At 36.6% G+C, this 25,167-nt stretch carries 22 protein-coding genes and 1 pseudogene; 8 read left to right on the plus strand and 15 right to left on the minus strand.

What is annotated here, in order from left to right; all coding sequences use genetic code 11:
• Positions 1 to 57: 57 nt before the first annotated feature.
• Positions 58 to 1,391 (plus strand): IS3 family transposase gene (locus HF876_RS11745; protein ID WP_481900287.1). Its coding sequence is split into 2 segments (ribosomal slippage): positions 58 to 468 and positions 471 to 1,391, totalling 1,332 coding nucleotides; the frame shifts between segments, so codons are not numbered across the junction.
• Positions 1,392 to 1,470: 79 nt separating this feature from the next.
• On the opposite strand, the gene HF876_RS11750 is transcribed toward HF876_RS11745, so the two are convergent.
• Positions 1,471 to 1,857 (minus strand): CopG family transcriptional regulator, encoded by a 387-nt coding sequence (locus HF876_RS11750; RefSeq protein ID WP_205964087.1) that lies wholly within the window; start codon positions 1,855 to 1,857, stop codon positions 1,471 to 1,473.
• Positions 1,858 to 1,974: 117 nt separating this feature from the next.
• Positions 1,975 to 2,514, minus strand: a complete 540-nt coding sequence (locus tag HF876_RS11755; RefSeq protein ID WP_446740166.1) for a GNAT family N-acetyltransferase — start codon at positions 2,512 to 2,514, stop codon at positions 1,975 to 1,977.
• Between the two features lie 132 nt (positions 2,515 to 2,646).
• Between HF876_RS11755 and HF876_RS11760 the strand changes: the two genes are divergently transcribed.
• Complete coding sequence (locus HF876_RS11760) at positions 2,647 to 4,014, plus strand: amino acid permease (RefSeq protein ID WP_169360250.1); 1,368 nt, start codon at positions 2,647 to 2,649, stop codon at positions 4,012 to 4,014.
• Positions 4,015 to 4,064: 50 nt separating this feature from the next.
• Here the strand turns inward: HF876_RS11760 and HF876_RS11765 are convergent, their stop codons facing one another.
• The 6 genes from HF876_RS11765 to HF876_RS11790 form a co-directional block, all read right to left on the minus strand.
• The gene (locus tag HF876_RS11765; protein WP_169360251.1) at positions 4,065 to 6,041 is read right to left on the minus strand and encodes a S9 family peptidase; all 1,977 of its coding nucleotides are present in this window, start codon (positions 6,039 to 6,041) and stop codon (positions 4,065 to 4,067) included.
• A gap of 592 nt (positions 6,042 to 6,633) precedes the next feature.
• Positions 6,634 to 8,187, minus strand: coding sequence for a fatty acid--CoA ligase family protein (locus HF876_RS11770; protein WP_169360252.1), 1,554 nt, complete (start codon positions 8,185 to 8,187; stop codon positions 6,634 to 6,636).
• 166 nt (positions 8,188 to 8,353) lie between these two features.
• Positions 8,354 to 10,288, minus strand: a complete 1,935-nt coding sequence (locus tag HF876_RS11775; protein WP_169360253.1) for an FtsX-like permease family protein — start codon at positions 10,286 to 10,288, stop codon at positions 8,354 to 8,356.
• 37 nt (positions 10,289 to 10,325) lie between these two features.
• A complete protein-coding gene (locus HF876_RS11780) occupies positions 10,326 to 11,099 on the minus strand; it encodes an ABC transporter ATP-binding protein (RefSeq protein ID WP_169360254.1) in 774 nt (257 codons plus the stop codon).
• The gene (locus HF876_RS11785; protein WP_169360255.1) at positions 11,080 to 12,105 is read right to left on the minus strand and encodes a sensor histidine kinase; all 1,026 of its coding nucleotides are present in this window, start codon (positions 12,103 to 12,105) and stop codon (positions 11,080 to 11,082) included. The genes HF876_RS11780 and HF876_RS11785 overlap by 20 nt, the downstream gene beginning before the upstream one ends.
• A gap of 1 nt (position 12,106) precedes the next feature.
• Positions 12,107 to 12,811 (minus strand): response regulator transcription factor, encoded by a 705-nt coding sequence (locus HF876_RS11790; protein ID WP_169360256.1) that lies wholly within the window; start codon positions 12,809 to 12,811, stop codon positions 12,107 to 12,109.
• Between the two features lie 298 nt (positions 12,812 to 13,109).
• On the opposite strand from HF876_RS11790, the gene pnuC reads away from it, so the two are divergent.
• The gene (pnuC, locus tag HF876_RS11795) at positions 13,110 to 13,832 is read left to right on the plus strand and encodes a nicotinamide riboside transporter PnuC (protein ID WP_169360257.1); all 723 of its coding nucleotides are present in this window, start codon (positions 13,110 to 13,112) and stop codon (positions 13,830 to 13,832) included.
• Positions 13,810 to 14,895, plus strand: coding sequence for a multifunctional transcriptional regulator/nicotinamide-nucleotide adenylyltransferase/ribosylnicotinamide kinase NadR (gene nadR / locus HF876_RS11800; protein WP_169360258.1), 1,086 nt, complete (start codon positions 13,810 to 13,812; stop codon positions 14,893 to 14,895). Before pnuC ends, nadR begins: the two co-directional genes overlap by 23 nt.
• Positions 14,896 to 14,979: 84 nt before the next feature.
• Here nadR and HF876_RS11805 read toward each other — a convergent pair whose 3' ends face one another.
• Together HF876_RS11805 and HF876_RS11810 are read right to left on the minus strand one after the other, a co-directional pair.
• Positions 14,980 to 15,591: an ABC-2 transporter permease gene (locus tag HF876_RS11805; protein WP_169360259.1), complete on the minus strand. Its 612-nt coding sequence runs from the start codon at positions 15,589 to 15,591 to the stop codon at positions 14,980 to 14,982.
• A complete protein-coding gene (locus HF876_RS11810; RefSeq protein WP_169360278.1) occupies positions 15,584 to 16,453 on the minus strand; it encodes an ATP-binding cassette domain-containing protein in 870 nt (289 codons plus the stop codon). Before HF876_RS11810 ends, HF876_RS11805 begins: the two co-directional genes overlap by 8 nt.
• An 837-nt stretch (positions 16,454 to 17,290) precedes the next feature.
• Between HF876_RS11810 and HF876_RS11815 the strand changes: the two genes are divergently transcribed.
• The 3 genes and pseudogenes from HF876_RS11815 (at position 17,291) to HF876_RS11825 (ending at position 19,792) form a co-directional block, all read left to right on the plus strand.
• Positions 17,291 to 17,638, plus strand: a complete 348-nt coding sequence (locus HF876_RS11815; RefSeq protein WP_169360260.1) for a Clp protease ClpB — start codon at positions 17,291 to 17,293, stop codon at positions 17,636 to 17,638.
• Between the two features lie 162 nt (positions 17,639 to 17,800).
• Positions 17,801 to 18,301, plus strand: coding sequence for a hypothetical protein (locus HF876_RS11820; RefSeq protein WP_169360261.1), 501 nt, complete (start codon positions 17,801 to 17,803; stop codon positions 18,299 to 18,301).
• A 289-nt stretch (positions 18,302 to 18,590) separates the two neighbouring features.
• Positions 18,591 to 19,792: pseudogene (locus HF876_RS11825) on the plus strand (IS110 family RNA-guided transposase).
• A gap of 232 nt (positions 19,793 to 20,024) precedes the next feature.
• Here HF876_RS11825 and HF876_RS11830 read toward each other — a convergent pair.
• From HF876_RS11830 to HF876_RS19165, 5 genes are all read right to left on the minus strand, one after another.
• Positions 20,025 to 20,900, minus strand: a complete 876-nt coding sequence (locus HF876_RS11830) for an ABC transporter ATP-binding protein (protein WP_169360262.1) — start codon at positions 20,898 to 20,900, stop codon at positions 20,025 to 20,027.
• A 5-nt stretch (positions 20,901 to 20,905) separates the two neighbouring features.
• Positions 20,906 to 21,277: a GntR family transcriptional regulator gene (locus HF876_RS11835; RefSeq protein ID WP_169360263.1), complete on the minus strand. Its 372-nt coding sequence runs from the start codon at positions 21,275 to 21,277 to the stop codon at positions 20,906 to 20,908.
• Positions 21,278 to 21,604: 327 nt separating this feature from the next.
• On the minus strand, positions 21,605 to 21,856 hold the full coding sequence (locus HF876_RS11840; RefSeq protein ID WP_169360264.1) for a DUF3006 family protein: 252 nt from the start codon (positions 21,854 to 21,856) through the stop codon (positions 21,605 to 21,607).
• A 57-nt stretch (positions 21,857 to 21,913) separates the two neighbouring features.
• The gene (locus HF876_RS18890) at positions 21,914 to 23,314 is read right to left on the minus strand and encodes a ComEC/Rec2 family competence protein (RefSeq protein WP_240949747.1); all 1,401 of its coding nucleotides are present in this window, start codon (positions 23,312 to 23,314) and stop codon (positions 21,914 to 21,916) included.
• A 275-nt stretch (positions 23,315 to 23,589) separates the two neighbouring features.
• On the minus strand, positions 23,590 to 24,141 hold the full coding sequence (locus tag HF876_RS19165) for an excalibur calcium-binding domain-containing protein (RefSeq protein ID WP_169360265.1): 552 nt from the start codon (positions 24,139 to 24,141) through the stop codon (positions 23,590 to 23,592).
• A 468-nt stretch (positions 24,142 to 24,609) separates the two neighbouring features.
• Here HF876_RS19165 and HF876_RS11855 point away from each other — a divergent pair, with 468 nt between their 5' ends.
• On the plus strand, positions 24,610 to 25,062 hold the full coding sequence (locus tag HF876_RS11855) for a YehR family lipoprotein (RefSeq protein ID WP_169360266.1): 453 nt from the start codon (positions 24,610 to 24,612) through the stop codon (positions 25,060 to 25,062).
• Positions 25,063 to 25,167 lie beyond the last annotated feature (105 nt).

A 25,167-nucleotide genomic window follows, 5' to 3' on the forward strand; every position in this document is an offset into this window, starting at 1 on the left:
CTATAGGGTCTTTTTGTGTAGAATTAGTTAAAGAGGAACGAGACAGGAGAGTTTGAGATGAGTAAAAAGACATTCACTGAGAAAGAGATTAGCCTATTATCTAAAAATCCTTATGTTAGGTCGGTTAGTGAAAAAGGAATTACATATTCCAATGAGTTCAAGAAACTTTTTATGAATCAATCTGAAAATGGCATGTTTCCTAGGGAGATATTTGAAGCATCTGGATTTGATATAGAGGTAATAGGGATGTCACGTATCCGCAATTCAGCTAGACGTTGGAGAAAAGCATTCAAGCAAGACGGAATTCTTGGCTTGGAGGATACTAGGCTCAATAATTCAGGACGGCCTCGTGAAAGAGAACTTACTCCAGAAGAGAAGTGTTCCAGGTTGGAAGCACAAGTTAATTTGTTGAAAGCAGAGAATGAACTTCTAAAAAAGATACGATTCGCCGAAAGGGGACAACAGAAGAAATAACGCTTACAGCTGAACACAAATTTAATCTGATCCAGTCTGTCATTGTTAAATACAACTTGAAAAGAATGGTCAGTCATCTATGTGGAATAGCCGGCGTATCACGCTCTGGCTACTATAACCACTATTCTGAGGAAGCGGTAGAACAAAGGAAACACAAGGATAAGAAGGACGAAGCTTCACGGGATATCATCCTAAAAGCTTATCGGTTCAAAAGACGTAAGAAAGGTGCCCGTCAGATCAAAATGACCCTGGAGGGTCAATTTAAGGTTGTCTATAATTTGAAAAAAATTGGGAGAATCATGAAGAAATATGACATTGTCTGCCCTATTCGAAGGGCCAATCCATATAAGCGAATTATGAAAGCCAGTCAGGAACATAAGGTAGTCCCCAATTTACTCAACAGGGAGTTCAAACAAGGCATTCCTTTTAAGGTACTACTGACTGATATCACCTATTTGTTTTACGGAAAAGGGAAAAAGGCATATTTATCAACAATCAAAGATTCCTCGACTAATGAAATCTTGGCATATCAGGTATCAGATCAAATCACCCTCGATATAGCCCTCAATACCTTAAATAAGCTGAAGAAAAATCGGAAAGTGAGGTTGGCTGAAGGCGCCTTTATTCACTCGGATCAAGGTGGACATTACACCAGTCCTATTTACCAAAAGCTAGTGAAGAAATATAAATTAGGACAGTCCATGTCAAGGAGAGGAAACTGTTGGGACAACGCTCCCCAGGAGTCATTCTTTGGGCATTTTAAGGACGAGGCGTATATCAGGCCATGTGATACATTGGATGAGCTAAAGAAGGAAATCAAGAGCTACATGACCTATTACAATCATTATAGATATCAGTGGGATTTAAAAAAGATGACCCCTGTTGAATACAGAGATCATCTAATTAAGGCTGCCTAGCTTTTTTTAAAATGTCCTTTACTTAGGGTACAGTTTAAAATATACCAGCTCATTTTTTGTTTTACATCGACATTTCCCTTTAATTCATCACTGGTTGTAGTGCTTCTTTAAGTTTTGGAGAGGCTCTAACTACTCCGTATACTTTTATAGAGTTAATGGTTTTTAGTGCCAGCTCTGGATCTATATCATTAGCTAGGATGAGCATACCTATTGTTTTAAGGGACAGGGTTTTATTCTGCTCCGACAGTAGCTCTAATGTATGTTTGTCATAATAGCTAACTCCCATATTAAAAGCTTTCATTGTCACTGCTTGATCGATTACTTGCGCATGCGTGTTTAGTTGATTTCTAATAGAAGTTTTGATGAAGTCGGTTCTGTTCGAATAAAAGCCCTGCTCTATTAATAAATCTGCCTTACCTAAGTCCACCACGTTCATATTTATTGTTATTTTTTCAGTTTCAGCCATCTCACTACCATCCCCTGACCATCTATTTTCAATAATTATAATAATAATTTAATTTTCAGTCAATATAAAAAGCACTGAATCCTATCTTCAGTGCTTTGAAAGGCAGTATTGTTCAGCTCAGGTAGAGGCTTCATTTTGTTCTTCCCATTCTTCTCTTAATAAGCCCATACGTATCGAATCATAGTAGACTCCATTATATAAACGGCATTTTCTCATGCGCGCTTCCATTTTCATACCTAACTTTTCTCCAACCTTGACCATTCGTTCGTTGCCGGACCAGGTTGTAAAGCCAACCCGTACAAGAGGCAGCTCCGTAAATAGATGATTGATCCACATTTTAAGTGCCTTTGTTCCAATTCCTGAATTCCATGATTTTGGGTCATAGATAAGAATTCCCATCTCTAGCCAAAGTGAGGCCTCATGCTCCCAGTAATAACAAAGTGCTCCAACTAATTCATCTTTATAATAGATTCCCCAAAAATCATCTTGGTTTATAAAATAATCTTTTTTTAAAATAAATTGCTCATAAGTCATGGAAGTGTAAGGCTCAAACGGGGCATCCCACTTTTTCCATTCTGGGGCTTCTTCTTTTAGGCTCAGTTCCCATAATCGATATAGTTCCTCTTCTTTTACCGGTCTTATATTAATGTCATTCACTTTCATGCCCCCTAACTTCCATGCATATAATTTTATCATACTATTCTTTCGAAAGAATATTTCCTATATAGTTTCTATTGTGGTAAAGTGTTATTTGTGAAAATTACATATATAAAAGGAAGTGCTACTCTCGTGGGTGGAAATCAACAATTACAACGAGGCTTGGAACAACGGCACATCACCTTAATGTCGTTAGGCGCTGCCATTGGAGTCGGACTATTTTTAGGCTCCGCAACAGCCATTCAATTAGCCGGACCAGCTATTCTGATCTCCTATATTATTGGAGGCCTAGCTATTTTCATTATTATGCGAGCACTAGGGGAAATGGCCGTCCATAACCCGGTATCCGGATCTTTTAGCAGGTATGCAAAGGATTATTTAGGATCGCTGGCAGGATATATAACTGGATGGAATTATTGGTTTTTATGGGTTGTCACCTGTATGGCCGAAATTACAGCAGTTGGAGTATACATGAAAATGTGGTTCCCTGATACGCCATCGTGGATTTGGGCTTTAGCTGCTTTGGTGATTATGACTCTAGTTAATTTGATTGCCGTAAAGGCTTACGGAGAATTTGAATTCTGGTTTGCTCTTATTAAAATTGTGGCAATCCTTGCAATGATATTCGTGGGACTTGGCGTTATTATTTTTGGAATAGGTAACGGCGGTGTAGCCGTTGGTATAAGCAATCTATGGACAAACGGTGGCTTTGCCCCGAATGGAATAACGGGTATATTCATGTCTCTACAAATGGTCATGTTTGCTTACTTAGGTGTTGAAATGATTGGAGTAACAGCTGGAGAAGCAAAGAATCCTAAGAAGGTTATTCCTAATGCCATCAACACAGTATTTTGGCGAATTTTATTGTTCTATGTGGGAGCTTTGTTCGTTATTATGTCGATTTATCCTTGGAATGAGGTTGGAGACAACGGTAGTCCATTTGTTTTAATGTTCGAGCAAATTGGTATTGGACCGGCTGCGGGTATTATTAACTTTGTTGTTCTTACCGCTGCGTTATCAAGCTGTAACAGCGGAATTTTCAGTACAGGGAGAATGCTCTTTAATTTAGCAGAGCAAAAACAAGCACCTGCTTCCTTTAAGCGAATCAGCGGTACTGGCGTTCCCTCAAAAGCTATTATTTTCTCTGCTGCACTATTATTGTTTGGCGTTTTACTAAACTACTTAGTACCGGAAAAGGTATTTATTTGGGTAACGAGCATCTCGACCTTCGGAGCAGTTTGGACATGGGGAATTATTCTAATGTCTCAATTAAAATTCCGAAAATCTTTAACTAAGGGAGAAGTTTCAAGACTTTCCTATAAGGCATTATTCTATCCCTACGGCTCGTATCTCGTGCTTGCCTTTTTAGTATTAGTGCTTGGTCTCATGGCTTATTTCCCTGATACAAGGGTCGCAGTAATAGTCGGTCCTATATGGATCATCGGCTTAGTATTTAGCTATTACAAAAATGGCTTTCATAAAAAGAAAAACCAGATCTAAATAAAGCCCTTCATTCTCTTAAAAAGGAGATGAAGGGCTTTTCTTAATGCTTAAATATACTTTTCAAACCATCCCGTAATTTGTTCGAGTCTCGTTTGGCGTAGATTTGGTAACCCGACACGCGATAAATTGTGATCTGCTTGCGGGAAACGTACAAAGCTTGTTTCTTTCCCCATTCCCTTTAAAGTAATATACAACTGTTGAGCTTGCTCTATTGGACAACGATAGTCGTTTTCACTATGCAAAATAAGTAACGGAGTTTCCACCTGAGACGCATATTTTAATGGAGATGCATCCCAAAGTTTATTAATATCCGTCATATCTCCACCGATTTGCCATGGAGTGAAATAATATCCTATATCAGAAACGCCGTAAAAGCTAACCCAGTTAGAAATAGAGCGTTGGGTTACTGCAGCCTTAAAGCGATTTGTGTGTCCAACAATCCAGTTTGTCATAAAACCACCGTAGCTTCCACCTGTTACTCCTAGACGATCATGGTCAATCCAATCATTTTCCGACAACACATAGTCAACGCCTGCCATAATGTCCTCATAATCTCCACCACCGTAGTCGCCTCTTACCGCATCTACAAATTCTTGGCTATAGGAATGGCTACCTCTAGGGTTTACATATAATACGCCGTAGCCCTTAGCCGCTAAGAGCTGAAGCTCATGAAAGAAGGTGTTCGCATACATGGTATGGGGACCACCATGAATTTCTACAATAAGCGGATATTTCTTTCCAGCCTCGAAACCTGCTGGCTTCATCAGCCATCCGTGAACATCCCAGTCCTTAGCTCCCTTGTAAACAATCGGCTCTGGTTCGACAAGTTCTATTTCCTCCAGAAGTTGTTCATTGAATGAAGTAAGTGCTTTTCTCTCACCAGTCGTCAAATTAAGCTTAAATAATTCCCCGGGAAATACTGAATTACTAATTGCTGCAAGTGCAAATGTGCCATCTTTCGCAACGTCATATCCATAAACATGCTCGTTTTCAGGTGTGGCTGGATAGATCTCTCCCTCTAAGGAAGCTACATAGAGGCGGACGTCACCCATAGTAGAGAGCTGAAAATATACATAGTTGTCTTTTGTCCAGGCTATACTTGGTGCACTTGCTCCTTGCTGTAAATCACCTCCGGAGTAATCTCCGACTGGAGCATCAATTCCTTCTGTTAAGGCCTCTCTTACACCTGTTTGAACATTATAAATATATACTTCATCGTGTGTTGCATTTTCATAAGTTCTATTTGATCCTACAAAAGCAACATAGTCATTTTCATGTGAAAAAGCAGCGCCTCCGAAATAACCCTCTTCATCTACTAATATGCTCTCTTCCTTCGATTCCACATCTACTAAATACAAAGGTTGTTTAAATGAAAAGTCTTGGTTTTCTTCTCTATTTACTCCCATTACTATTTTCTTGCCATCATGTGAGACTGCCTGCAGGCTGTGCTGATGATTTCCCTCCGTAAACTGTACAGCTTCCTCTGTTTGTATATCGATTATTCCAATCTGTCTATACGTATCCTTTGGCAATAGCCCTACTCCGTCTGAATGATATTTCATCTTATCTACAACATATGCCTCGGGATGCTTGTTTTCTTCTTTTTCAGGGTCGTCTGTCCAGCTTTTCCCCTCTTTTAAAGGCGCGACAAACCAGATTTTTTTACTGCAAGGAGACCAGTGGAAGCTTGAGATTCCTTTTTCAAAAGTGGTTAGCTTCTTTGCTTCGCCACCCTTAGACGATAAAAGGAAGAGTTGGTTTTTGTCATCTCGACTAGACAAGAACGCTATGTATTTTCCATCCTTGGACCAACATGGTGATGATATACGTTCCTTCAGATGTGTCCACTGGGCCACCTCATCTGTCTCTAAATCTACATGATACAAATAAGAATAGTATTTATTATCCTTCTCATTCATTTCAGTTCTAATAAATAAGGCGTCCTTATTTGATGGAGAAATTACAGGATTTGTAATAGATTGCAGTTTAAATAAGTCCTTTGCTTCTAACCGTCTTTTAGTCATTATTTTTCCTCGCTTTCTTGTTGTCTTTCTTATTTCGACATTATAAATCATTTTCCTTTAATTCCCGAAAAAAAGAATGTTACATGAATATTTTCATATTTAACATTAAGCAAAGTTGATCTCTTCATAAGGCAAACGCATTTCAGGAGATGAGCAATAAGCCGTCTTACTACCCAAACACCCAATACTCTGCGGTTTACTCAATCCAACTAAATTTACGACAATGGGTCCGTGTTTTACTACAATCCCACGCTACTTTACGACAATCAATCCATAGATTACTACAATCGATCAGCAACTTACTCAATCCAACTACATTTACGACAATGGGTCCGTATTTTACTACAATCCCGTGATACTTTACGACAATCAATCCATAGATTACTACAATCGATTAGCAACTCTCTCGGTCCAACTAAATTTACGACAATGGGTCCGTGTTTTACTACAATCCCACGCTACTTTACGACAATCAACCCATAGATTACTACAATCAATCAGCAACTCTCTCGATTCAACTAGATTTACACATGTGCACTATATTTTAATTCCCACTAAAAAAACTGCCTCCCATTTCAGGAGGCAGTTTCTGTTATTTTGCTTTGGATGTTGGCTTCAATGTACGACGTAGTATTTTACCAGTCGTATTTTTTGGAAGCTCCTCTAAAAATTCTATGCTTTTTGGAATCTTATATTTTGCTAGTTTTTCAGCGCAATAATCATGAAGCTGCTCTTCCGTTAAGGATTCATCCTTTTTCACAACGAAGGCAAGTACTTCTTCTCCAAAGTTAGGGTCTGGAACGCCGATAACGGCTGCTTCCACGATACCAGGGTGCGCAAATAATACTTCCTCTACCTCGCGAGGATAAACATTATAGCCCCCGACAATGATCATATCCTTTTTACGGTCAACGATATAGAAATAGCCTTCCTCGTCTTGACGAGCTAGGTCACCTGTATAAAGCCAGCCACCCCGAATAGCATTTTCCGTTTCTTCAGGCATCTTGTAATAGCCCTTCATGACGTTCGGTCCACGAACAATTAGTTCGCCAACCTCTCCTACCGGTACCTCTTCCCCTAGCTCATTCACTACTTTGTTTTCTACGTTAACTATAGAAGTTCCAATGGATCCTGCCTTGCGGTCACGATCTATTGGGTTAAAGCAAGTTACTGGAGAAGCCTCTGATAAACCATATCCTTCCGATATACGCACTTTAAATTTATCCTCAAAGTTGTGTAATAAAGCAACCGGTAAGGAAGATCCTCCAGAAATCGCCAAACGAATCGTAGAGAAGTCTTCTACCTTTCCTTCTGGGAATTGGTATAGGAAGTTGAACATCGTTGGTACGCCAGCAAAGACAGTTGCCTCTTGCTCTTTAATAACATGAAACACTTCCTGTGGACTGAATCTAGGAACTAATAGAATAGTAGCTCCCATTAATAATGGTGCATTTACTACAACCGTCAATGCAAATACATGGAATACTGGAAGTGTCGCTATTACTCGGTCGTCTGTGCTGAAGTTTAAATACTCGGCAACGTCACGAGCGTTCGAGTAAATATTATTAAATGTCAGCATTGCTCCCTTAGGGTGTCCAGTAGTACCAGATGTGTATAGAATGACAGCTGTGTCATCTGAATGAACTTCCACATGAGGTACTGCTTCCACTGCTGTAGAAATCAAATATGTAAACGATTTCACCTTAGGCTTTAAGGTAGCTGGAAGAGCTGCAAGCTTGTCAGCTGTTGATGGATCGGTCTCACAGATAATATAGTTTTCTACTGTTGAAAAAACACCAGCTGCCTTTTCTACTAGTGGTATAAACGCATCTAAGGCAATAATAGCTTTAGCGTCACTGTTTTTCACGATGTAGCTAATTTCATCTGGTGTGTATATTGGATTAATCGGTACTGCGGTTGCACCTAAACGCATGGTTGCATAAAGAGAAATTAAGAAGTGTGGAGAATTTCCAAGTAGAAACCCTACATTATCCCCTTTTTCTACCCCTAATGAATGTAAAGCAGCCGCAAAGCGCTCTACCGACTGATTGAATTCTGCGTAAGTAGTGTCTTTTCCCATAAAATGATAAGCAATTTTGTCTGGATTTTTTAAGGCCCTTTGTTGAACGTGTGTCACTAAACTCATTTTTTACAGCTCCCATCTTTCTTGAATGAACAGTCATTCATAATCCCCAACTTAATTATATAAGAAAAGTTTTGACAATTCAATATAAAATGAAGGTTTGCACCATTTGCTTCCAAAGCAAAATGGGAGCAGAGTAATAACCCCGCCCCATTCTTTCATGCATATTTTATTCTTGAATATGGGCAATATATCTCCATCTTATTAAATAGAAATAGGACAGCTGGATAATGGTAAACACGATTAAAACTATTAGCATTTCTTTTGCTATGGAAACTGCAGCTAGATCCACCCAAAACGCCTGTAAAAATAAGAAGGAGAAGGTGCTATGAATCATTGCTAGTCCCCAAGGTAAAAAGAATTGCGGAATTAGCTGCCTATTAACGATTTTCACTAGCTCTCTATCTGTTACTCCCATTCTTCTCAGTACATCATATTGCTTCTTGTCTCTCTCCAAATCTGTGTATAGCTTGAAGTAAACAAAGCTACCTGCAGCTAGGATTAGTACTGCAGCAACTAATAGCCCCGTGAATAGAAGTAATGAGAAGGTCGCGCGAATAATGGAATAGTTCAACCCTGGGTTTACGTAATAAAAAGGATTGGAATTTATACCAGTAGAACTAACAGTTTCACTCATTAATTCGTCTAAACTAGTACCAATTTCTTTCGTACGGAGCCATTCAGAAATATGGAAGGCATAAAAGGTCATTCTCGATTGCTGGTCCTCATACCCCGCCAATGGTTCTGTTATTAATGAAAAGTCCTCATCACTAATAATGATTGTGCGATCTTTGATTGCTAGGGAAGGAAAAATTAACTTATTGTAAATATCCTGAATACGAAGAGGAATATTACTTTCCTCTAACACTGTCTGTTCATTTTCCACTCGGATACTTCCAAAGTCCTCTTCTGTATTGGGCACTAACAATGCCTGTCCCGGTAGCAAATCAACAAAAGGAAGTTTGAGTGCAAGTGCAAGGCTATTGACTTCTGATTCTCTAATGACGTTGACCGTCTCTCCTGTACTGGAGGACGTCTGCTTCTTCAGGTTAAATTTAACTAAATCATAAGAAAGCCCTTCATTCTGCAACTCCTTGGTTAGCTTCGTCACATGCTCTTGTTCATAGGGGTTATTCCAATCACTAGAGTAGAAAATACTTACAGGGTTTAACTCTCTAAACTGTGCGGTAAAGGAAGTAAACGAAGTAACGATTCCCACTGAAAGAAAGGCTATACAGGATACAATTGTTACAACGAAAAACATTTTGGCATTCTCTCGAATTTTAATCGATGCATCTGCGAAAGCGATTAACCGAAAAGACCGCCAATAAAGTTTTCTTTTGTTTCGAATGACCTGTAGCAGGTAGAGGATGCTGTCCGTATAAAAGTAATACGTTCCCCAAAATGCTAATGTCACAATGACGAAGCTAAGGGCAATATGCATTTGAAATGCCGAGAATATAACAAGTCCGTAGGCAGATAAAATGAGGACAAACCCCAGTAATGCTCTCCATTTTTTATATGCAGTCGGTTCCTCGTCATTACTATATCCTCTTAGAAGCTGGATGATATCTTTCTTACGTATAAAAACGACACTGCTAAAAGAAATCACGACAAACATCGTAACAAAAACGATGATTGTTAATGCAAATGGCTTCCAAGATACATACAAAGGAAGGCTATCGAGTAAAAAAAGCTCTCGGATAACCATAAAAAAGAACTTGGAAAATGAAAAGCCAAAGAATATGCCGACAGTAACAGATATAAGTCCTAATAGCATTGTTTCTATAAAAATCATCCGACCTAGCTGTTGCTTTTGCATCCCAAGATTCAGTAGTACGCCAAACTCATGCGACCTAGCCTGTATGAAGGCACTCATCGAATAAAATAAAAAAAACAATGTAAAAATGATTAATATAATCTCAGCAATCAGCATTCCACCAAATGCTATATCACGTAAAAACTGATCCTCAATCTTTGGATGAAACATTAACATCGTATAGACGAAGAACACCATAACAGAAAAGCTACTAGCTAGAAAAAAAGCTGCATATATCCTGCTGTTCCTTATGACATTATGATAAGCAAATTGTTGAAAGGTCATTTTACATTTCCACCTAACTTTCATGTTTCGAAAATTATCAAGGCATTCGCAAAGAGTTTAAATCGTTAACGTTTCCACCTAAGAGAGAAAGGACGTTTAATATTCTCTGGAAGAAGGTTTGTCTTCGATCATCCTTATAAATCTCGTTAAAGTACTCTCCATCCTTGATAAATAGCACTCGATCGCAATAGCTTGCTGCTATCGGATCGTGAGTTACCATAACAATGGTCGTATTACTCATCTGATTAACTTGAGTTAATATTTCTAATACATCACGTGCTGATTTAGAATCTAGATTCCCGGTTGGCTCGTCCGCAAGAATAATAGACGGCCCATGTATCAAAGCTCTTCCTATCGCAGTTCTTTGCGCCTGACCACCAGAGATCTCTGCTGGTCTCTTTTCTAGAATATTCATTAGATCCAACGATTCCGCTATCTCAATGACTTTTTCCCTCATTGTCCCTACAGGCTGCCCATCTAAGGTTAAAGGGAGAATCATATTTTCCTCTACAGTAAGCGCTGGGAGAAGGTTGAAATCCTGAAATACGAATCCAAGCTGTCTTCTTCTAAATAAAGACAAATCATCCTTTTTCAGCTCCAGCGGGTTTAAGCCGTCTATAAAGAAATCCCCAGAGGTTGGTCGGTCAATAGTGGAAATTATATTCAGTAAAGTAGTTTTTCCACTTCCTGATGGACCCATTACTGCAAGGAACTCTCCCTTTTCCACTTCAAAGCTAAGCTGATTAATGGCAAGGTGAGCTATTTTTCCTTCATAAACCTTCGTTATGTCATCAAGAACTAATATCGACATCCTTGTCATCCCTTTCCTTAGAATCTAACTTCTCAAATAGGATCGATATTGTCGTCCCTTCACCAAGTATCGACTTGATGCTCATCTTGTGACCTAAACGATTACAGATTTCCTGAGCTAAATATAATCCCATTCCAGTAGATTCCCCACTTTTACGTCCATTCTCGCCCGTAAAAAAGGCTTTGGTCACACGTTTTATATCAGAGGCCGGGATACCAATCCCTTCATCCCTCACACTCAATACTACTTTTTCGTCCTCTAAAGTAGTTTCAAAAAATATCTTTTTATTTTCCTTCATCGTGTATTTAACAGCATTTGTTATAAATTGAGCAATAACAAAACGGATCCATTTAGCATCCGTCGCGATTAAACAATCATCTTCCATTTCAATGACTGGATAAACTCGATGACTAATAAACAATCGCTTATTCTTAGAAACCTCTTCTGCCACAACTTGCCTTAAATTCACTTGTTCTATGTGCATATCTTCTTCAAAGGTATCAAGCCTGGCATTCATAAGTACGGCTTCTAATCCTCGCTTCAATCGATCCGTTTCCTCGAGAACACTTTTAGAGTCCATCTGTTCCCCATTTTGTCCCATCATTTCTAAAACAGAAATTGGAGTTTTCATTTGATGAACCCAGCTGTTCATAAATTGCAGATGCCTGTTTTGAGTTGCATATAAAAGCTGTACCTCTTTTTGATATAAACGATAGATGTGCTGCAAATAGGTCTCCACTTGTCTTACTTCTGGGGAGTATCCTTCTTTTTGCAAGACTACTTCTATTTTGTTTGGAACAGATAGTATTTTTTTATAAAACGACATTTTTTTTATAAAAAGCGTTCCTAAAAAGGTAAGTGTTAGGATAGTGCTAATCACGATTGAGTATACGGCAGTATCAACGTTTCGAAAGCCATCCAGCCAATAAAGGAGCATGATAAATAACACAAGGAAAATTTGAAATATGATAAAGATAGAATGTTCTTTTATAAATAAACGAAACATATCAGGATTCCTCCGAACTAAGGTTTAAGCGATAACCTGCTCCTCGTACCGTTTCAATGGTGGAGCTCACATGGTAATCCGCAAGCTTTTTACGGACTCTTGTCATGTTCACATTCAATGTGTTCTCATCAACAAAGGACTGGTCATCCCAGAGCTCTTCTAATAGTTGCTCCCGTGTCACTACTTTAGGATAGTTTCTTAAAAGTAATTCTAGTATGGTACACTCTTTCTTCTGAAGAGGAATTTCTTCCTTACCGATATGTAGCTCCATCCGCTCCAAGAATAGCTGAAGCTTTCCAGCACGGACAATTCTCTCCTCCTGCTTTGCTGCATACTCCCCATACGTCCTTCTTAAATGGCTTCGTATTTTAGCTAGGACGATTTCATAATGGAAAGGCTTCGTAATAAAATCGTCTCCCCCATTTTCTAAAGCAAAAATCTGATCCATTTCACCTGATCTTGCCGAAACAAAAATAATCGGACAAGTCGTAAGCTGTCTTAATTGTCTACACCAATAATAGCCGTCATACGAAGGTAAATTCACATCAAGTAAAACAATGTGTGGATCAAAGGCTGTAAATTCCTCAATTATATGGTCAAAGTCTTCTATAGTATGTACTTCATAGTGATATTTTCTTAATGTATCTGCCAGTAGTGCTGCAATTTTCTTATCGTCTTCCACTACTAGCACTCGGTGTGTGTCCACAGTAATCCCCCTTAAAAAGTTCTTCTCTTATCATATCAAATCTTTCTTTATTATTCTTCATACACCCAAAGAATTCATACCACAATCATATTTTTTAAGCCTCTCCTATTGTGGTGGTGACATTTTAAAAATTTATTTTTCAAAGGATATTGTATTTATTCTCAGAATAATCTATTGTTTTATTGTTCGATACATTTTCTTATAAAAGAGGGTAATTTTTACTTATTTGCAAGAACCTCCTGAGGATTGTATGGAATTATTGTAGGGGAGAATAAGATGATGAATAAAGGAGAGAGTGATGGGAATGTTCAAGGACTGGACTTTATTTGAAAAAGTTTGGTTGGGTGTATTTACGTTAGTTAATATTTATTTGTTTTTTGCTTGGAAGGATTCATTATTAGGTCTAATAAGCTCACTAACAGGTATGCTTTGTGTGGTATTGGTAGCAAAGGGGAAAATTAGTAATTATTATTTTGGTATTGTAAACACGTCTACTTATGCCTACATCACCTATACGTATGGATTATATGGGGAGTCTATGCTGAATGGACTGTTCTATTTTCCAATACAGTTTATCGGAATCTATTTATGGAGAAAAAACCTAACGAAAGTTCAGACAATTGGCGAAGACGTCTCTGTAAAACGATTAGACAAAAAAGGATGGATGTATATAATTGTTATCTCTATTGTAGCGTCTATATCTTATGCCTACCTTTTAAATGCTATTGGTGGCCAACAGGTTCGATTAGATTCAGCTGCAGTTGTGTTATCTGTTCTAGCTCAAATATTGATGCTTAAACGTTATGCAGAGCAATGGGTGCTTTGGATCGCTGTCAATGGATTAACAATTGTCCTTTGGGTGATCACACTTACAAAAACGGGCGGAAATGACTGGTCAATGCTTGTTATGTGGTCGGCATTTTTAGTGAACTCTATTTACGGATATGTAAACTGGCTGAAAATGCACAGAGCGCAACATAATCTTGAAGGAGAAGCGTATGAACTACGGCCTTCCAATTGAGGAATATGACCGAAATTTAACATTTGGTTATTATGGAGGAAAGTTTTTACCATTTCATATGGGGCATCTCAGCTGTATTATAAAAGCTGCTTCGCTAGTAGATGTGTTGTTTGTAGTTGTAGGCTACGATGAAGCCTATGAGCAAGACCTGTGTCTAAACAGTAATTTTAAATGGGTGTCTCCTCGTCTAAGAGAGCGTTGGGTTACTAAAGCCACAAAAGATATGCCGAATGTTCGTGTGCTGTCTCACTATGAGCGTCGTTCAGACGGGTATATGACAGATCCATTAGTGAAGCAGGCCAATGAGGAATTGCTTCAAAAGCTTGGTGGAAAATTAGATTATGTGTTTAGTAGTGAAGCTGACTATGAAGATTATTTTAATATGTACTTTCCAGATAGTGAGCATATCCTTTTTGATAGACTGAGCACCCAATATCCTATCTCCGCAACAGAAATACGAGATAAAGGTGTCTATTCGTATTGGGAAATGCTACCTCCAGCTGTAAGGGAATCATACGTTAAAAGAATTTGCTTATGCGGAGTAGAGTCTACAGGGAAGTCAACGATGGCTAAGCTACTAGCTGCTCACTTTCAAACGAACCTTGTAGAAGAATACGGTAGAGCCTTCTACGATAACATCAATGGTTGTTTTGATATCGACATGCCAGAGGACTTCCATCAAATCGCTTTTGGACATAGCTATGCTATTTTGCAAGCGGTGCCTACAGCCAATAAAGTGCTCTTTATTGATACGGAGGAAACATACACCCAGTTTTTCAGATTAAAAAGTATCGGCGAAAAAAGCGCAGTTTTGAGCGAAATGATTAAGAGTCGAGTAAATCAAATAGATACTTACATTTACTTAGAACCTCATAATGAGTATGAAATGGATGGAACCAGACTTCCTGTCTCACAAAAACAGAGGTTACAGGACAATGAACAATTGAAAAGCTTATTTAATGAGTACGGTATTAGCCTTCACATAGTAGATGAGAATAGCCGATCCCGTCGGTTAGAAAAGTGTATCACAATTGTATATGATTCTTTAAGACATGTTATTTAAACAAAATAGCCTATATAGGAATGTCTCAGATTGGAGACATTCCTTTTTTAGTGATGAACGTTTCTGAACTCCAATTTTCCAAACTTAAAATACCTTCCGCTGATATACAGATTGGCTAACCATCCAGGAAATTAGATAAATTATAATGCAGGTAGCTGCGCCACTAAGGTAAAGAGTTGTTGTCGACATGCTAGTTAGAAAATCTGTAATCACAGTGAGATGTTTGGTCAGGAATTGAAAGACTGGCGGGATAACAACAGCTAAGAATAGAAATCCAACCATAACCACTGCACCTATATATCCGGGTTTTAAAATATAAAATAACGGAAAGGCTATTGCTGTGAAAATGAAGAATAATCCCATGGCGATAGATATATCCTTTATCAAAAAGTCATAACTAAATATATAAAAAATAATACTAGCTACTCCTATTGATACAATCATATATGCAATAGCGCCGATGTACTTTGCTGCCACAATCTCTTTTCTCGTATAAGGCAAAGAATTAAGAAGTATATTAGATTCTACTTGTTCATCGTAAATATATCCATTCAGTGGTATATACATGCTAGCCATCAGAAAAACAAAGGCTGGACTCATATGATCAGCAAATATTGCAAAGAACATAATAAACGGAATAAAAAGTAGTATCTGTGTTTTTTGAATAACTAAATCTTTTTTTATCAAATTATACATATTGCCCTATAGCTCCTTTCGTATAAAACATAATATCCTCCAAGGTAGCTTCTTCAATAACCACTTGAGCTCCTAATAATCTTTTTACTTCTTCTGCATTATTTGTTATTGCTTGAAATTCTGTAGAGGTACGTTCCATACTGATAAAACATTTTTCAATGTCTTGGTTGATTAGATTTGCACTTCCTTTTACTAATGCATAACGCTCCTGTATATTTCTTATCGACTCGTTGAAAAGAATCTTTCCTTTATGAATGAAAGTAATATTATCTGCGATTCTTTCTAAATCACTGGTTATATGGGTGGAGAAGAAGATAGTCCGCCTTCCATCTACCATCATATCTTTTAAAATATCCAGCAATTCTCTTCGAAAAACGGGATCTAAACCAGCTGTCGGCTCATCCATCATTATAAATTCAGCTTCATGAGATAGGGCTATTGCTAAAGAAGTTTTCATCAGCATTCCTTTGGAAAAGGTTTTAATAGCTTTGTTTAATGGGAGTTCAAACTTTCTAACATAATCATTAAATTGACTGTCACTCCAATTTTGATAAGCTGGGCCAATTATTTTACGGATATCTTTTAGATTCAAACTCTCGTAAAATACATTACTATCATAAACAAATCCTATGCGCTCTTTAATTTCCTTTTCATGATTGGCATAATCCTTACCAAATATGTTTATTTCACCTGTATCTGGTTGTAAAAGATTCATTATTAGCTTCATGGTGGATGATTTCCCTGCCCCGTTCGCCCCTACAAATCCTGTTATTTGCCCTTGTTTAACATGTAAATTCATATTCTCTAAGGAGAAATCTTTAAAATATTTGCTGACATTTTTAAACTCTACTAAATTTTCTATTTTCCTCACCCCTTATTAAAATTAAAATGCGTGCTATAAAACTTTTCTTTGACACGATTTTTATTGCTCATTAACTCATCCCCCTGGAGTCACCTCCTATCGCAATCATTAGATAGAAATGTACATGTTTAAATGTTAAAAAGCTATTTATGAAATTAACTGAGCTAGAACCCCCTCCTGACATAGATAAAGTAAAAGAGTATATGTAATATATACACACTATATACTATATTAACGGTATGCACAATATAAAAATCTGATTTTTATAAAAAAAAAGACCTTAATATATTATTAAAGTCTTTTAAAACGTTATTTATTTGAATCAATTTCATAATCTCTATGTTTACAAAAGAATACGAATGATAAATAGAAAATTATAGGCATTTTAGAAAATAAATTAGAATTGATTTGTGCTCATATCTCGAAGTCTTTTAGTGAGAGAGTGATCAGCCATCACCCATCTTTTACGCGCGTGGTAGTGATGTCTAACTGTTTTGCTCATCCAGTCAGACTCGCCGCTTGCTGCTTCAATCAATCCAGCGAAAAAGATGGTGGTAAATTGTTAAGTTGCTATTTATGAAATAGACTCATTTATAAATTGGCTATGTTAAAGGCTAGGGTTGTTTTTTCTTGAGGAGATTTAGTTTGTGAAATGTTACACTTAAACTAACGGGGCAGTTTAGTTTAACTAAGAAGGTTTTTATACTATTGTGTTGAATAAGTTAATATATGTAAATTATTGAACGAAGGGGGTGCTTTACTTCAAGGCAGGGGGTTGCACTTTTTTCTTGACCAAATAATGCAGTTTAATAAATTTATTTTATGGAGGGATTTGACTTGAAACAGTCAACTTATATAATTGGTGCATTTATATTAGGTATATCGGTAGTAATATCTTCTTTTATTTTTTATAGCACCTTTTCAAATTCATTAAGTAAGGTAAGTAATCCTCAAACAGTAACGAATTCAATGCCTGATTTAATGACTAAAATACAACTTTCCGAATATCTTCAGATAAGTGAGCAATCATTAGAAGGCATTATTAAAAAAGATGAATTTGAGAAGGCAAAATTAAGTAGCTATGACACTTATCAATTTATTCCATACTTAAAAATCGATAATCAGGAAAGATTCTTAAAAGCAGAGATAGATGTATGGTTGAAGTATAAGAATGATCACCACTAATTCACTAACGCGTGCTTTACTTCAAGAAGGAGTAAAGCCTTTTTTCTTATTGAAGTAAAGCAGCAGTTTAGTTAAATATTCGCTTTCCGAAATAATCAATCATTATTTCAAATATCCCTATATTACCAATATACTATCCATAAAGAGAGTAGGTGTTAAATAATGAAGAAAACTAATACATCTCTTATTCCTTTTATATCTTTTGGGTTAATACTTGCAATTTTGCTCATAATTTTACCTATATATTTATTATTCTTTTTAGATGGGTCACCAGACGAGTATAAAAAATATGATAAAGGAATTACTATTGAGGTGAATAATTTGAGTAATCAAAGTCTACCTGATCTTACATTCTCACATAACGGAAATCGTGATTTTGTAGAGTTAGGAACAATAAAAAGTCTTGGTCCTGGAGAAACAGGTAAAATTACTAGTAGTACCAAAGAATTAAAAACAAATGATGTAAGTGTATATTTGCACTATTACATTGAGGATGGCGAAAAAAAAGAAGATAGTATTCTTTATTTTTATACAAGACAACCTACAAAAGCGGTCGCCATTATAAACATCTATGAGGTAAATTCCCAAGGATATTTAAAGTATGAATTATCAGGTTATAATGGTTGGTCGCAATTTGGGCCAGAGGAAAGAAGTGAAGAATAATGAATCATTTTCAAATAGTAATAAGATGTTCAACTAACGGGTGCTTTCGTATTATAAGGTTAACCAGTTTTTACTGGTTGACCTTATTTTTATAGGATTTAATATATCAGTAGCCAGGGTAGGACGTACGGGTGCGTGGGACAATGATCCCGTGAACTAAACTGTCCACCCCCTACTTGTAGAAACATGTTTGAGGCTGGTTGGGACATAGATCTCGTATAACAAGCGAAGCTATGACACTACAAGGAGGAACAGGGGTACTGGTGAGTGCGTCAGAGGAGGAAGTTAAATGAACCCAGTAGTTGGTCTGGATGTGGCAAAAGGAGAGAGCCAAGTTCAGGCATTTTTAGATAAATCGAAGCCGTTTGGAAAGAGTTATTCTATGAAGCATACACGAGAGGATTTAGACCGTTTTATAGGCTTCTTACATGAGATTGAAGTGATGACCGGGCAAATGCCTATGGTCATTTTAGAATCTACAGGTCATTACCATTCTCCTGTTATTCAATGCTTGGAGGAGAACGAGGTTTTATATATCTTGCTTAACCCTATTATTTCTTATCAGGCGAAGAGATCTAGTTTACGAAAGGTAAAAACAGACGCAATTGATGCGTATCAGTTGTGTGTGCTCTATTACAAAGAAGATTTTGAACCTCATAAAAAAAGAGGGATTCAACTCTTAAATCTTAGAAATCTATCGAGACAACAGGAGATTGTGACGAATATGTATGTGGAGGCTAAGCTGCAGTTTCACACTATTCTAGATCAAGTGTTTCCTGAATATCGCAAGGTTTTTGGTGATCTGTATTCAAAGGTTTCTTTATTGATGTTAAAGAAATACCCGACTTCAGAAGATGTAATAGCAGCTGGAGAAAGTAAGTTAGCGGATTGTGTGATGGAGTTTTGTCCAAGACGTTCTAATCTATGGGCATTGGAGAAGGCAAAAAAACTAATGGATTCTGCCTATCGAAATCCATTTCAAAAAGTGGTGTATCACAGTCACTTGATCAATCTTCAAATGTATATTGAAATGCTTTTTCAGTACCAAGGACACCTTTCGGAGTTGGAAATTCGTATAGTGACCTTGGCAAATGAATTAGAAGGTTACAAGTTTGTCCAATCGATTCCAGGAATCGGAGAAAAGATCGCTGCACGATAATCTCTGAGATCGGAGAAATCGAACGGTTTAATCACCCGAAAAAACTAGTTGCCTTTGCAGGAGTAGATCCCAGTGTTCATTCATCAGGAAAGTTTACTGCCACAACCAATCGTATTACTAAACGAGGCTCTAGTAGATTACGCCATGCTTTGTATCTTGCCGTATTATGCGGTATCAGAAGTTCAAGAAACAAAAAGCTGAAAGAATTCTATAATAAGAAAAAATCAGAAGGCAAGCCTGCCAAAGTAGCGATAGTAGCCTGCATTAACAAACTGCTTCATTGGATTTATGCTTTATTAAATAGAAAAGAGAATTTCCTAGATATAGCGTAATTAACGGTTACATGTAACAAAGAGAAAACCTTCCAAAAGGTTTTTGGAGGGCTATTTGTCATGCTCAAAATAGTATAACATAAGGTTATGTAGAATTTTAGAGAAAAATATTGACATCCTATTAGCTGGTTTAGTAAAAAGCAATATCAAAGTAAAATGAGCCAGGAAAATATCCTAGCTCATTTTTTACGTGTATTTAAATCAACCTTTACCTTTAACATAGCCTATAAATTTAACTATTTACCTTGCTTCTTTGGGCAGATTTCATATAATACATTATTTCATCTAAAGAGGCTTTCTCTATCACGACATGATCCTCAAAGACTTTCTGTACTTCTTCTGCATCTTTTGACAAAGCTTGAAATACTCCTTGAGAACGTTCTATGTCAATGAAATGTGCTTCTGTATCTCGGTCTAGTAAATCCGTGCTTCCTTTTACAACGACATATCGTTCCTGTAACTCATCTATACGTTGGTTAAGAAGAATTTTCCCTTTATCAACTAATACAATATAATCAGCAAAACGTTCTAAATCGCTTGTCGTATGCGTTGAAAAAAATATACTCCTTCCCTCATTTACCATAATTCCTTGAAAAATGTCTAACAACTCTCTGCGAAACGTAGGATCTAATCCTGATGTCGGCTCATCCATAATAATTAGTTCTGCATGATGAGATAAGGCAATAGCTATAGAAGCTTTCATTTTCATACCTTTAGAAAAATTTTTAAGAGATTTATTTAGAGGTAACTCAAATTGATTAACATACTGATTAAATTGTTGATCATCCCATGCTTTATAAGCGGGAGCAACTATTTTACTAATTTCTTTTAAATTCAGGGATTGATAAAATATATTGCTGTCGTATACGAAGCCTATACGGTTTTTAATTTCTTTCTCATGGCTGGCATAATTTTTTCCAAATACACTTACCTTTCCCTTATCCGGCTGTAAAAGATTCATCATTAACTTGATCATCGTCGATTTACCAGATCCATTCGGACCAATAAATCCTGTTGTGTATCCTTCTTTTATCTGTAAATCTACATTGTCGATAGTTAATGTCTCAAATTTTTTAGAAACCCCCTGGAACTCTATTACATTTCCCATTCCTCTCACTCCTCGTACAGCAGCTTTAATAAATCTTGTAATTCTTCATAAGATAACCCTGATTCTTTACTGTTAGAGATAACCGCACTTAATTGTTCTTCAATTACACGCAATTTTTTCTCTCGAATAACATCTAAATTTTGTTCCGCTACAAATGAACCTTTTCCAACAATTAAATATATGAAGCCTGCCTTTTCTAATTCTTCATATGCTCGTTTTGTAGTGATCATACTGACTCTTAAATCTTTAGCCAATTGTCTAATAGAAGGTAAAGCGGCTCCTTCTATTAATTCACCTGACAAGATCTTAGTTTGAATTTGTTTGTATATCTGTTCATATATCGGTTCCTTTGAGCTGTTAGATATAATGATTTGCATGCAGATACCTCCTTTACATCCATATGTGTATCTATCGTAAATCCCTCGATAATATGTTCGAAGTATGGTTAAAATAAACTTATACCTTTACAATCAACTTAATTTAGACATTCAACGTTCAGACCTCTTTATATATTATATATATTCACTATATACTATTCAACTAACGATTCCTTTAGCTCAGCTATCTTAACGGCTTCCTCTTCACACAACTAAGGAGAAATTTTTTTCTACAGTATACGGACCGGCCTTATAATAAAGAAAACGTGAAATCGAGTTTTACGATTTCACGTTTTTACTTGAGAGACTAGTTATGACCGAGTCTCTTCATTTATTTCTATTTATTAGATCTTCTAATAAAGCACTGATTTCTTCACGTCTATCTAAGGTTTCTTCTTTTAAAACTTCCAATTGATATCCTTCATCAGTTGTTGTGATATTAACAATATCGCCTTCATCTAGTTCAAGATCAAAAGTAGATGTTGGTAGGATCAGCTGGTTCATTTCTTCTGGTGCTTCTAAAAAAACATACATACCTTCTTCAATACGATCAAGTGTATATTTTTTACTTGAGCTCACTTACCTTCACTCCCTAAGTTTTAATAGTGTGACGCGTCTCCTGTGCCGAAGATATTTTTACTGACTAACTGAATAACTTGTACCGTTTGTTTTAACTGTTATTGTACCTGATAAAGTATGATAAATACTTGATTTATATAAATTTAGACGATCCACCACTGCTTTATGTGGGTGACCATATTGATTATTTTTGCCATAAGAAAGTATCGTAACTTCTGGCTTAACTGCTTTTAAGAAGGCTTCGGAACTACTTGTATCTGATCCGTGATGACCAGCTTTTAAAATAGTAGATTTTACATTATATTTGCTCATTATTTCTGATTCTTTTCCTGTATCTGCATCACCTGTCAAAAGAAATGAAATATTATTATAAGCTAGCTTTAGTACGATAGATGCGTCGTTATTATTACTATTAGTTGTTCCCACATTTAGCACTTGCAGATTTAAATTATCAAATGTAATTTTTTCACCTTTAGTTGGTATTTTAAAGTTTATATTTTTATTACGAATTAATGTTAGCATGTCCTTATAAGTATTTGAAGTATGCACTTTACCGCTATCCATAAATGTACCAATTTTAATGTTAGATTCCAAAACTTTTATTAGTCCCCCGATATGGTCTGCATCAGGGTGTGTAGCAACCACATAATCTAACTTTGTAATCCCTTGAGATTCGATGAATTTGACAACTGTATCACCTTTTGACTTTCCGCCCCCATCAATCAGCATACTTTTCCCATTTGGTGACTGGATTAATATCGAATCTCCTTGACCGACATCAATGAAATGTACCTTCATTTCTTTGGCAGATAAAGCCTCTAATTGAGCTAGCTTTGATTTAGATGGTGTTTCATACTTAACTTTTGTGCTTTTTTGTATATAGCTTCCGCCACCTACACCATATAAGCCACCTTGCTCGCTCTTATATGTATACACACGGAATTCTTCGCCCTTTTTCAAATTACGTACGGTTGATAGTGAACCATTCTCTAACTTAACTAATCGTGTGTCCCCTAATATCGTAACCTTACCTATTTGTCCTTTTTTCAGCTCTGTTTTTCCCCACATAACTTTTGTTGCATTGCTTTGGGAAGTAGTTTGCTGTTCTAGTAATGCTAACTTACTTTTTGATGGTGTTTCATATTTCACTTTAGAAGTATCTTTTTGTATAAAGCTTCCGCCGCCTACACCGTAGAGACCGCTATGTTCGCTTTTATAACTATAGACACGAAACTCTTCACCTTTTGTTAATTTACGTACATCTTTTAAAGTACCGTTTTCCATTTTTACGAGTTTCGTCTCTTTTAATATAGTAACCTTACCTATTTGTCCTAGCTTAAGCTCTGTTTTCCCCCACATAACTGGAGCGGCCTCAGCAGTTAATTGATTAGAGAAACCTAGACCTACAAATAAAAGTAATACTATAAATATTTTCATAAACTTATTAAACAAAATCATCAACTTCCTTCCATATATTATTATCCTACAAAAATAATAAAAATATGTCGATGGAAGTTTATTGAAACATGAAAAGTGAGGAGGCAGTTCCTCAGTCACCGCAAACGTTCTTGTTTGCGACGAGCTTGCGCAGGAGCAGCTTTTAACCATTTGACCTCGATGGGCAAGGCGGTGGAGCTAGACATTAATTTATCCACAGGTTTTAGAATTTTATAATTCTAAACAACAAAAAAATGGTATTCCCTTAGGAAACACCATTAAATTTAGTACTCATATTATCTTTCACATGCCCAGTTATCCTTATCTCTGTCATGCTTTGACGCATAAGCAGGATGCCCTTTTTTTACTCCTTGTGGATATACCTTGTTTAACTCCTTACAGTTTTGAAATTTTGTAGGAGCACCGGGTACAACCTCTATACCATTACCGTTTTCTGATTTTGCAGGTTTTGTCGGGACAGAAGTCTTCGGCGGATTCTCTAAAAGAGCTAATTTTGATTTGGAAGGAGTTTCGTATAGGACATTATTGTTTTTTTGAATATAAGATCCCCCACCAACCCCATATAATCCATTGTGTGTACTTTTATAGCTATATACACGATATTCATCGCCTTGATTCAGCTTTCTTATTGTTTGAAGGGATCCGTCCTCCCCTATCTTCACTAAAGTAGAATCTTTTACTATAGTCGCTTTACCAATTTGACCTAGCTTCAGTTCTGTTTTCCCCCACATGACTATACTTGCAGCTTCCATGCTTGTCCCATTCACAAAAACAAAACTAAACATCAATATCATTGCTATTAACAGCTTCTCTGACTTCTTTTTCATTTCCTCACTCCTACTACAATTACTTTTCTTATATATTTTACCACTTTATGTTTAATAAATGGTAAAAACGGGTAAAAGTTTCATTAGCGAAAAGATTTCATCAAAATGACAGTTATTACCCCTTGTACAATACAAACGTCACTTTGAAAACTTATATGTTATTCAGCAAAATTAAGATCCTCTTTATTTACATAAAAAAGATCAATCATGTAGTTATTCCATAATATTAGTAGTACTGATTTGCCGAAGTTATGAAAATACGTGACTTATACAGGGGCTTTTTGTTTTGAAATCATTTTGCTAATAAATTAGTAGAAAGGGTTGATTTTTATTTAATGACCTATTGCTGAGTTTAGGAGGTTGAAGTTGTATGTTGTATATAGAGGAAACCTCTCATCAAAATGTGAAGGTTTAATGTAATGCACCTATACGACTATATTAAAATAACAAATGACAAGGAGTTTAATAATGAAAAAATTAATCGGATTTATTACGTTAGTAGTTTTGGCTGTATTTCTGACAGCATGTGGTGAAGATGAAACAACTAGAACGTTTGAGGCTGAGCAGAATGGCATTGCAACAACGTTAGAGTACACGGCGAAAGGTGATAAAGTTACAAAGCAAACAACAGAAAATGTTATCGAGTATGAACTAGCTGGTATTGAATCGAAAGAACAGGCGAAAGAACTTTTTGAGCCTATGACCGAACAATTCCAAAACATTGATGGAATAACACATAAACTTGAGTATGATGATACCAAGGCAATCGAATCCTTAGTAATAGATTATGAGGCTGTCGACTTTGATGAAATTATGGATCTGCCAGGTATGACCTTTAGCGAAGACCCTAAAAAAAATGGAATTAGTATGGAAAAATCAGCTGATATGCTAGTTAGTCAAGGCTTTAAGGAAGTAAAATAATGAATGATGAACGCATTTGGATCCTCCAGGTGCGTTTTTTTATCGTACTTATTTCAGATATAAAAAAAGTAAAAGGTATCATCGAAGTTCTCCCTAAACGGGTCT

It is taken from the genome of Psychrobacillus sp. BL-248-WT-3, assembly GCF_012843435.1.
Classification (GTDB): Bacteria; Bacillota; Bacilli; order Bacillales_A; family Planococcaceae; genus Psychrobacillus.

Excerpts from the sequence above, each read along its gene's own strand:
- HF876_RS11750 (WP_205964087.1), bottom strand. The coding sequence starts at position 1,857 with ATGGCTGAAACTGAAAAAATAACAATAAATATGAACGTGGTGGACTTA.
- HF876_RS11765 (WP_169360251.1), bottom strand. The coding sequence starts at position 6,041 with ATGACTAAAAGACGGTTAGAAGCAAAGGACTTATTTAAACTGCAATCT.
- HF876_RS11770 (WP_169360252.1), bottom strand. The coding sequence starts at position 8,187 with ATGAGTTTAGTGACACACGTTCAACAAAGGGCCTTAAAAAATCCAGAC.
- HF876_RS11775 (WP_169360253.1), bottom strand. The coding sequence starts at position 10,288 with ATGACCTTTCAACAATTTGCTTATCATAATGTCATAAGGAACAGCAGG.
- HF876_RS11780 (WP_169360254.1), bottom strand. The coding sequence starts at position 11,099 with ATGTCGATATTAGTTCTTGATGACATAACGAAGGTTTATGAAGGAAAA.
- HF876_RS11785 (WP_169360255.1), bottom strand. The coding sequence starts at position 12,105 with ATGTTTCGTTTATTTATAAAAGAACATTCTATCTTTATCATATTTCAA.
- pnuC (WP_169360257.1), top strand. The coding sequence starts at position 13,110 with ATGGGAATGTTCAAGGACTGGACTTTATTTGAAAAAGTTTGGTTGGGT.
- nadR (WP_169360258.1), top strand. The coding sequence starts at position 13,810 with ATGAACTACGGCCTTCCAATTGAGGAATATGACCGAAATTTAACATTT.
- HF876_RS11805 (WP_169360259.1), bottom strand. The coding sequence starts at position 15,591 with ATGTATAATTTGATAAAAAAAGATTTAGTTATTCAAAAAACACAGATA.
- HF876_RS11820 (WP_169360261.1), top strand. The coding sequence starts at position 17,801 with ATGAAGAAAACTAATACATCTCTTATTCCTTTTATATCTTTTGGGTTA.
- HF876_RS11830 (WP_169360262.1), bottom strand. The coding sequence starts at position 20,900 with ATGGGAAATGTAATAGAGTTCCAGGGGGTTTCTAAAAAATTTGAGACA.
- HF876_RS11835 (WP_169360263.1), bottom strand. The coding sequence starts at position 21,277 with ATGCAAATCATTATATCTAACAGCTCAAAGGAACCGATATATGAACAG.
- HF876_RS18890 (WP_240949747.1), bottom strand. The coding sequence starts at position 23,314 with ATGATTTTGTTTAATAAGTTTATGAAAATATTTATAGTATTACTTTTA.
- HF876_RS19165 (WP_169360265.1), bottom strand. The coding sequence starts at position 24,141 with ATGAAAAAGAAGTCAGAGAAGCTGTTAATAGCAATGATATTGATGTTT.
- HF876_RS11855 (WP_169360266.1), top strand. The coding sequence starts at position 24,610 with ATGAAAAAATTAATCGGATTTATTACGTTAGTAGTTTTGGCTGTATTT.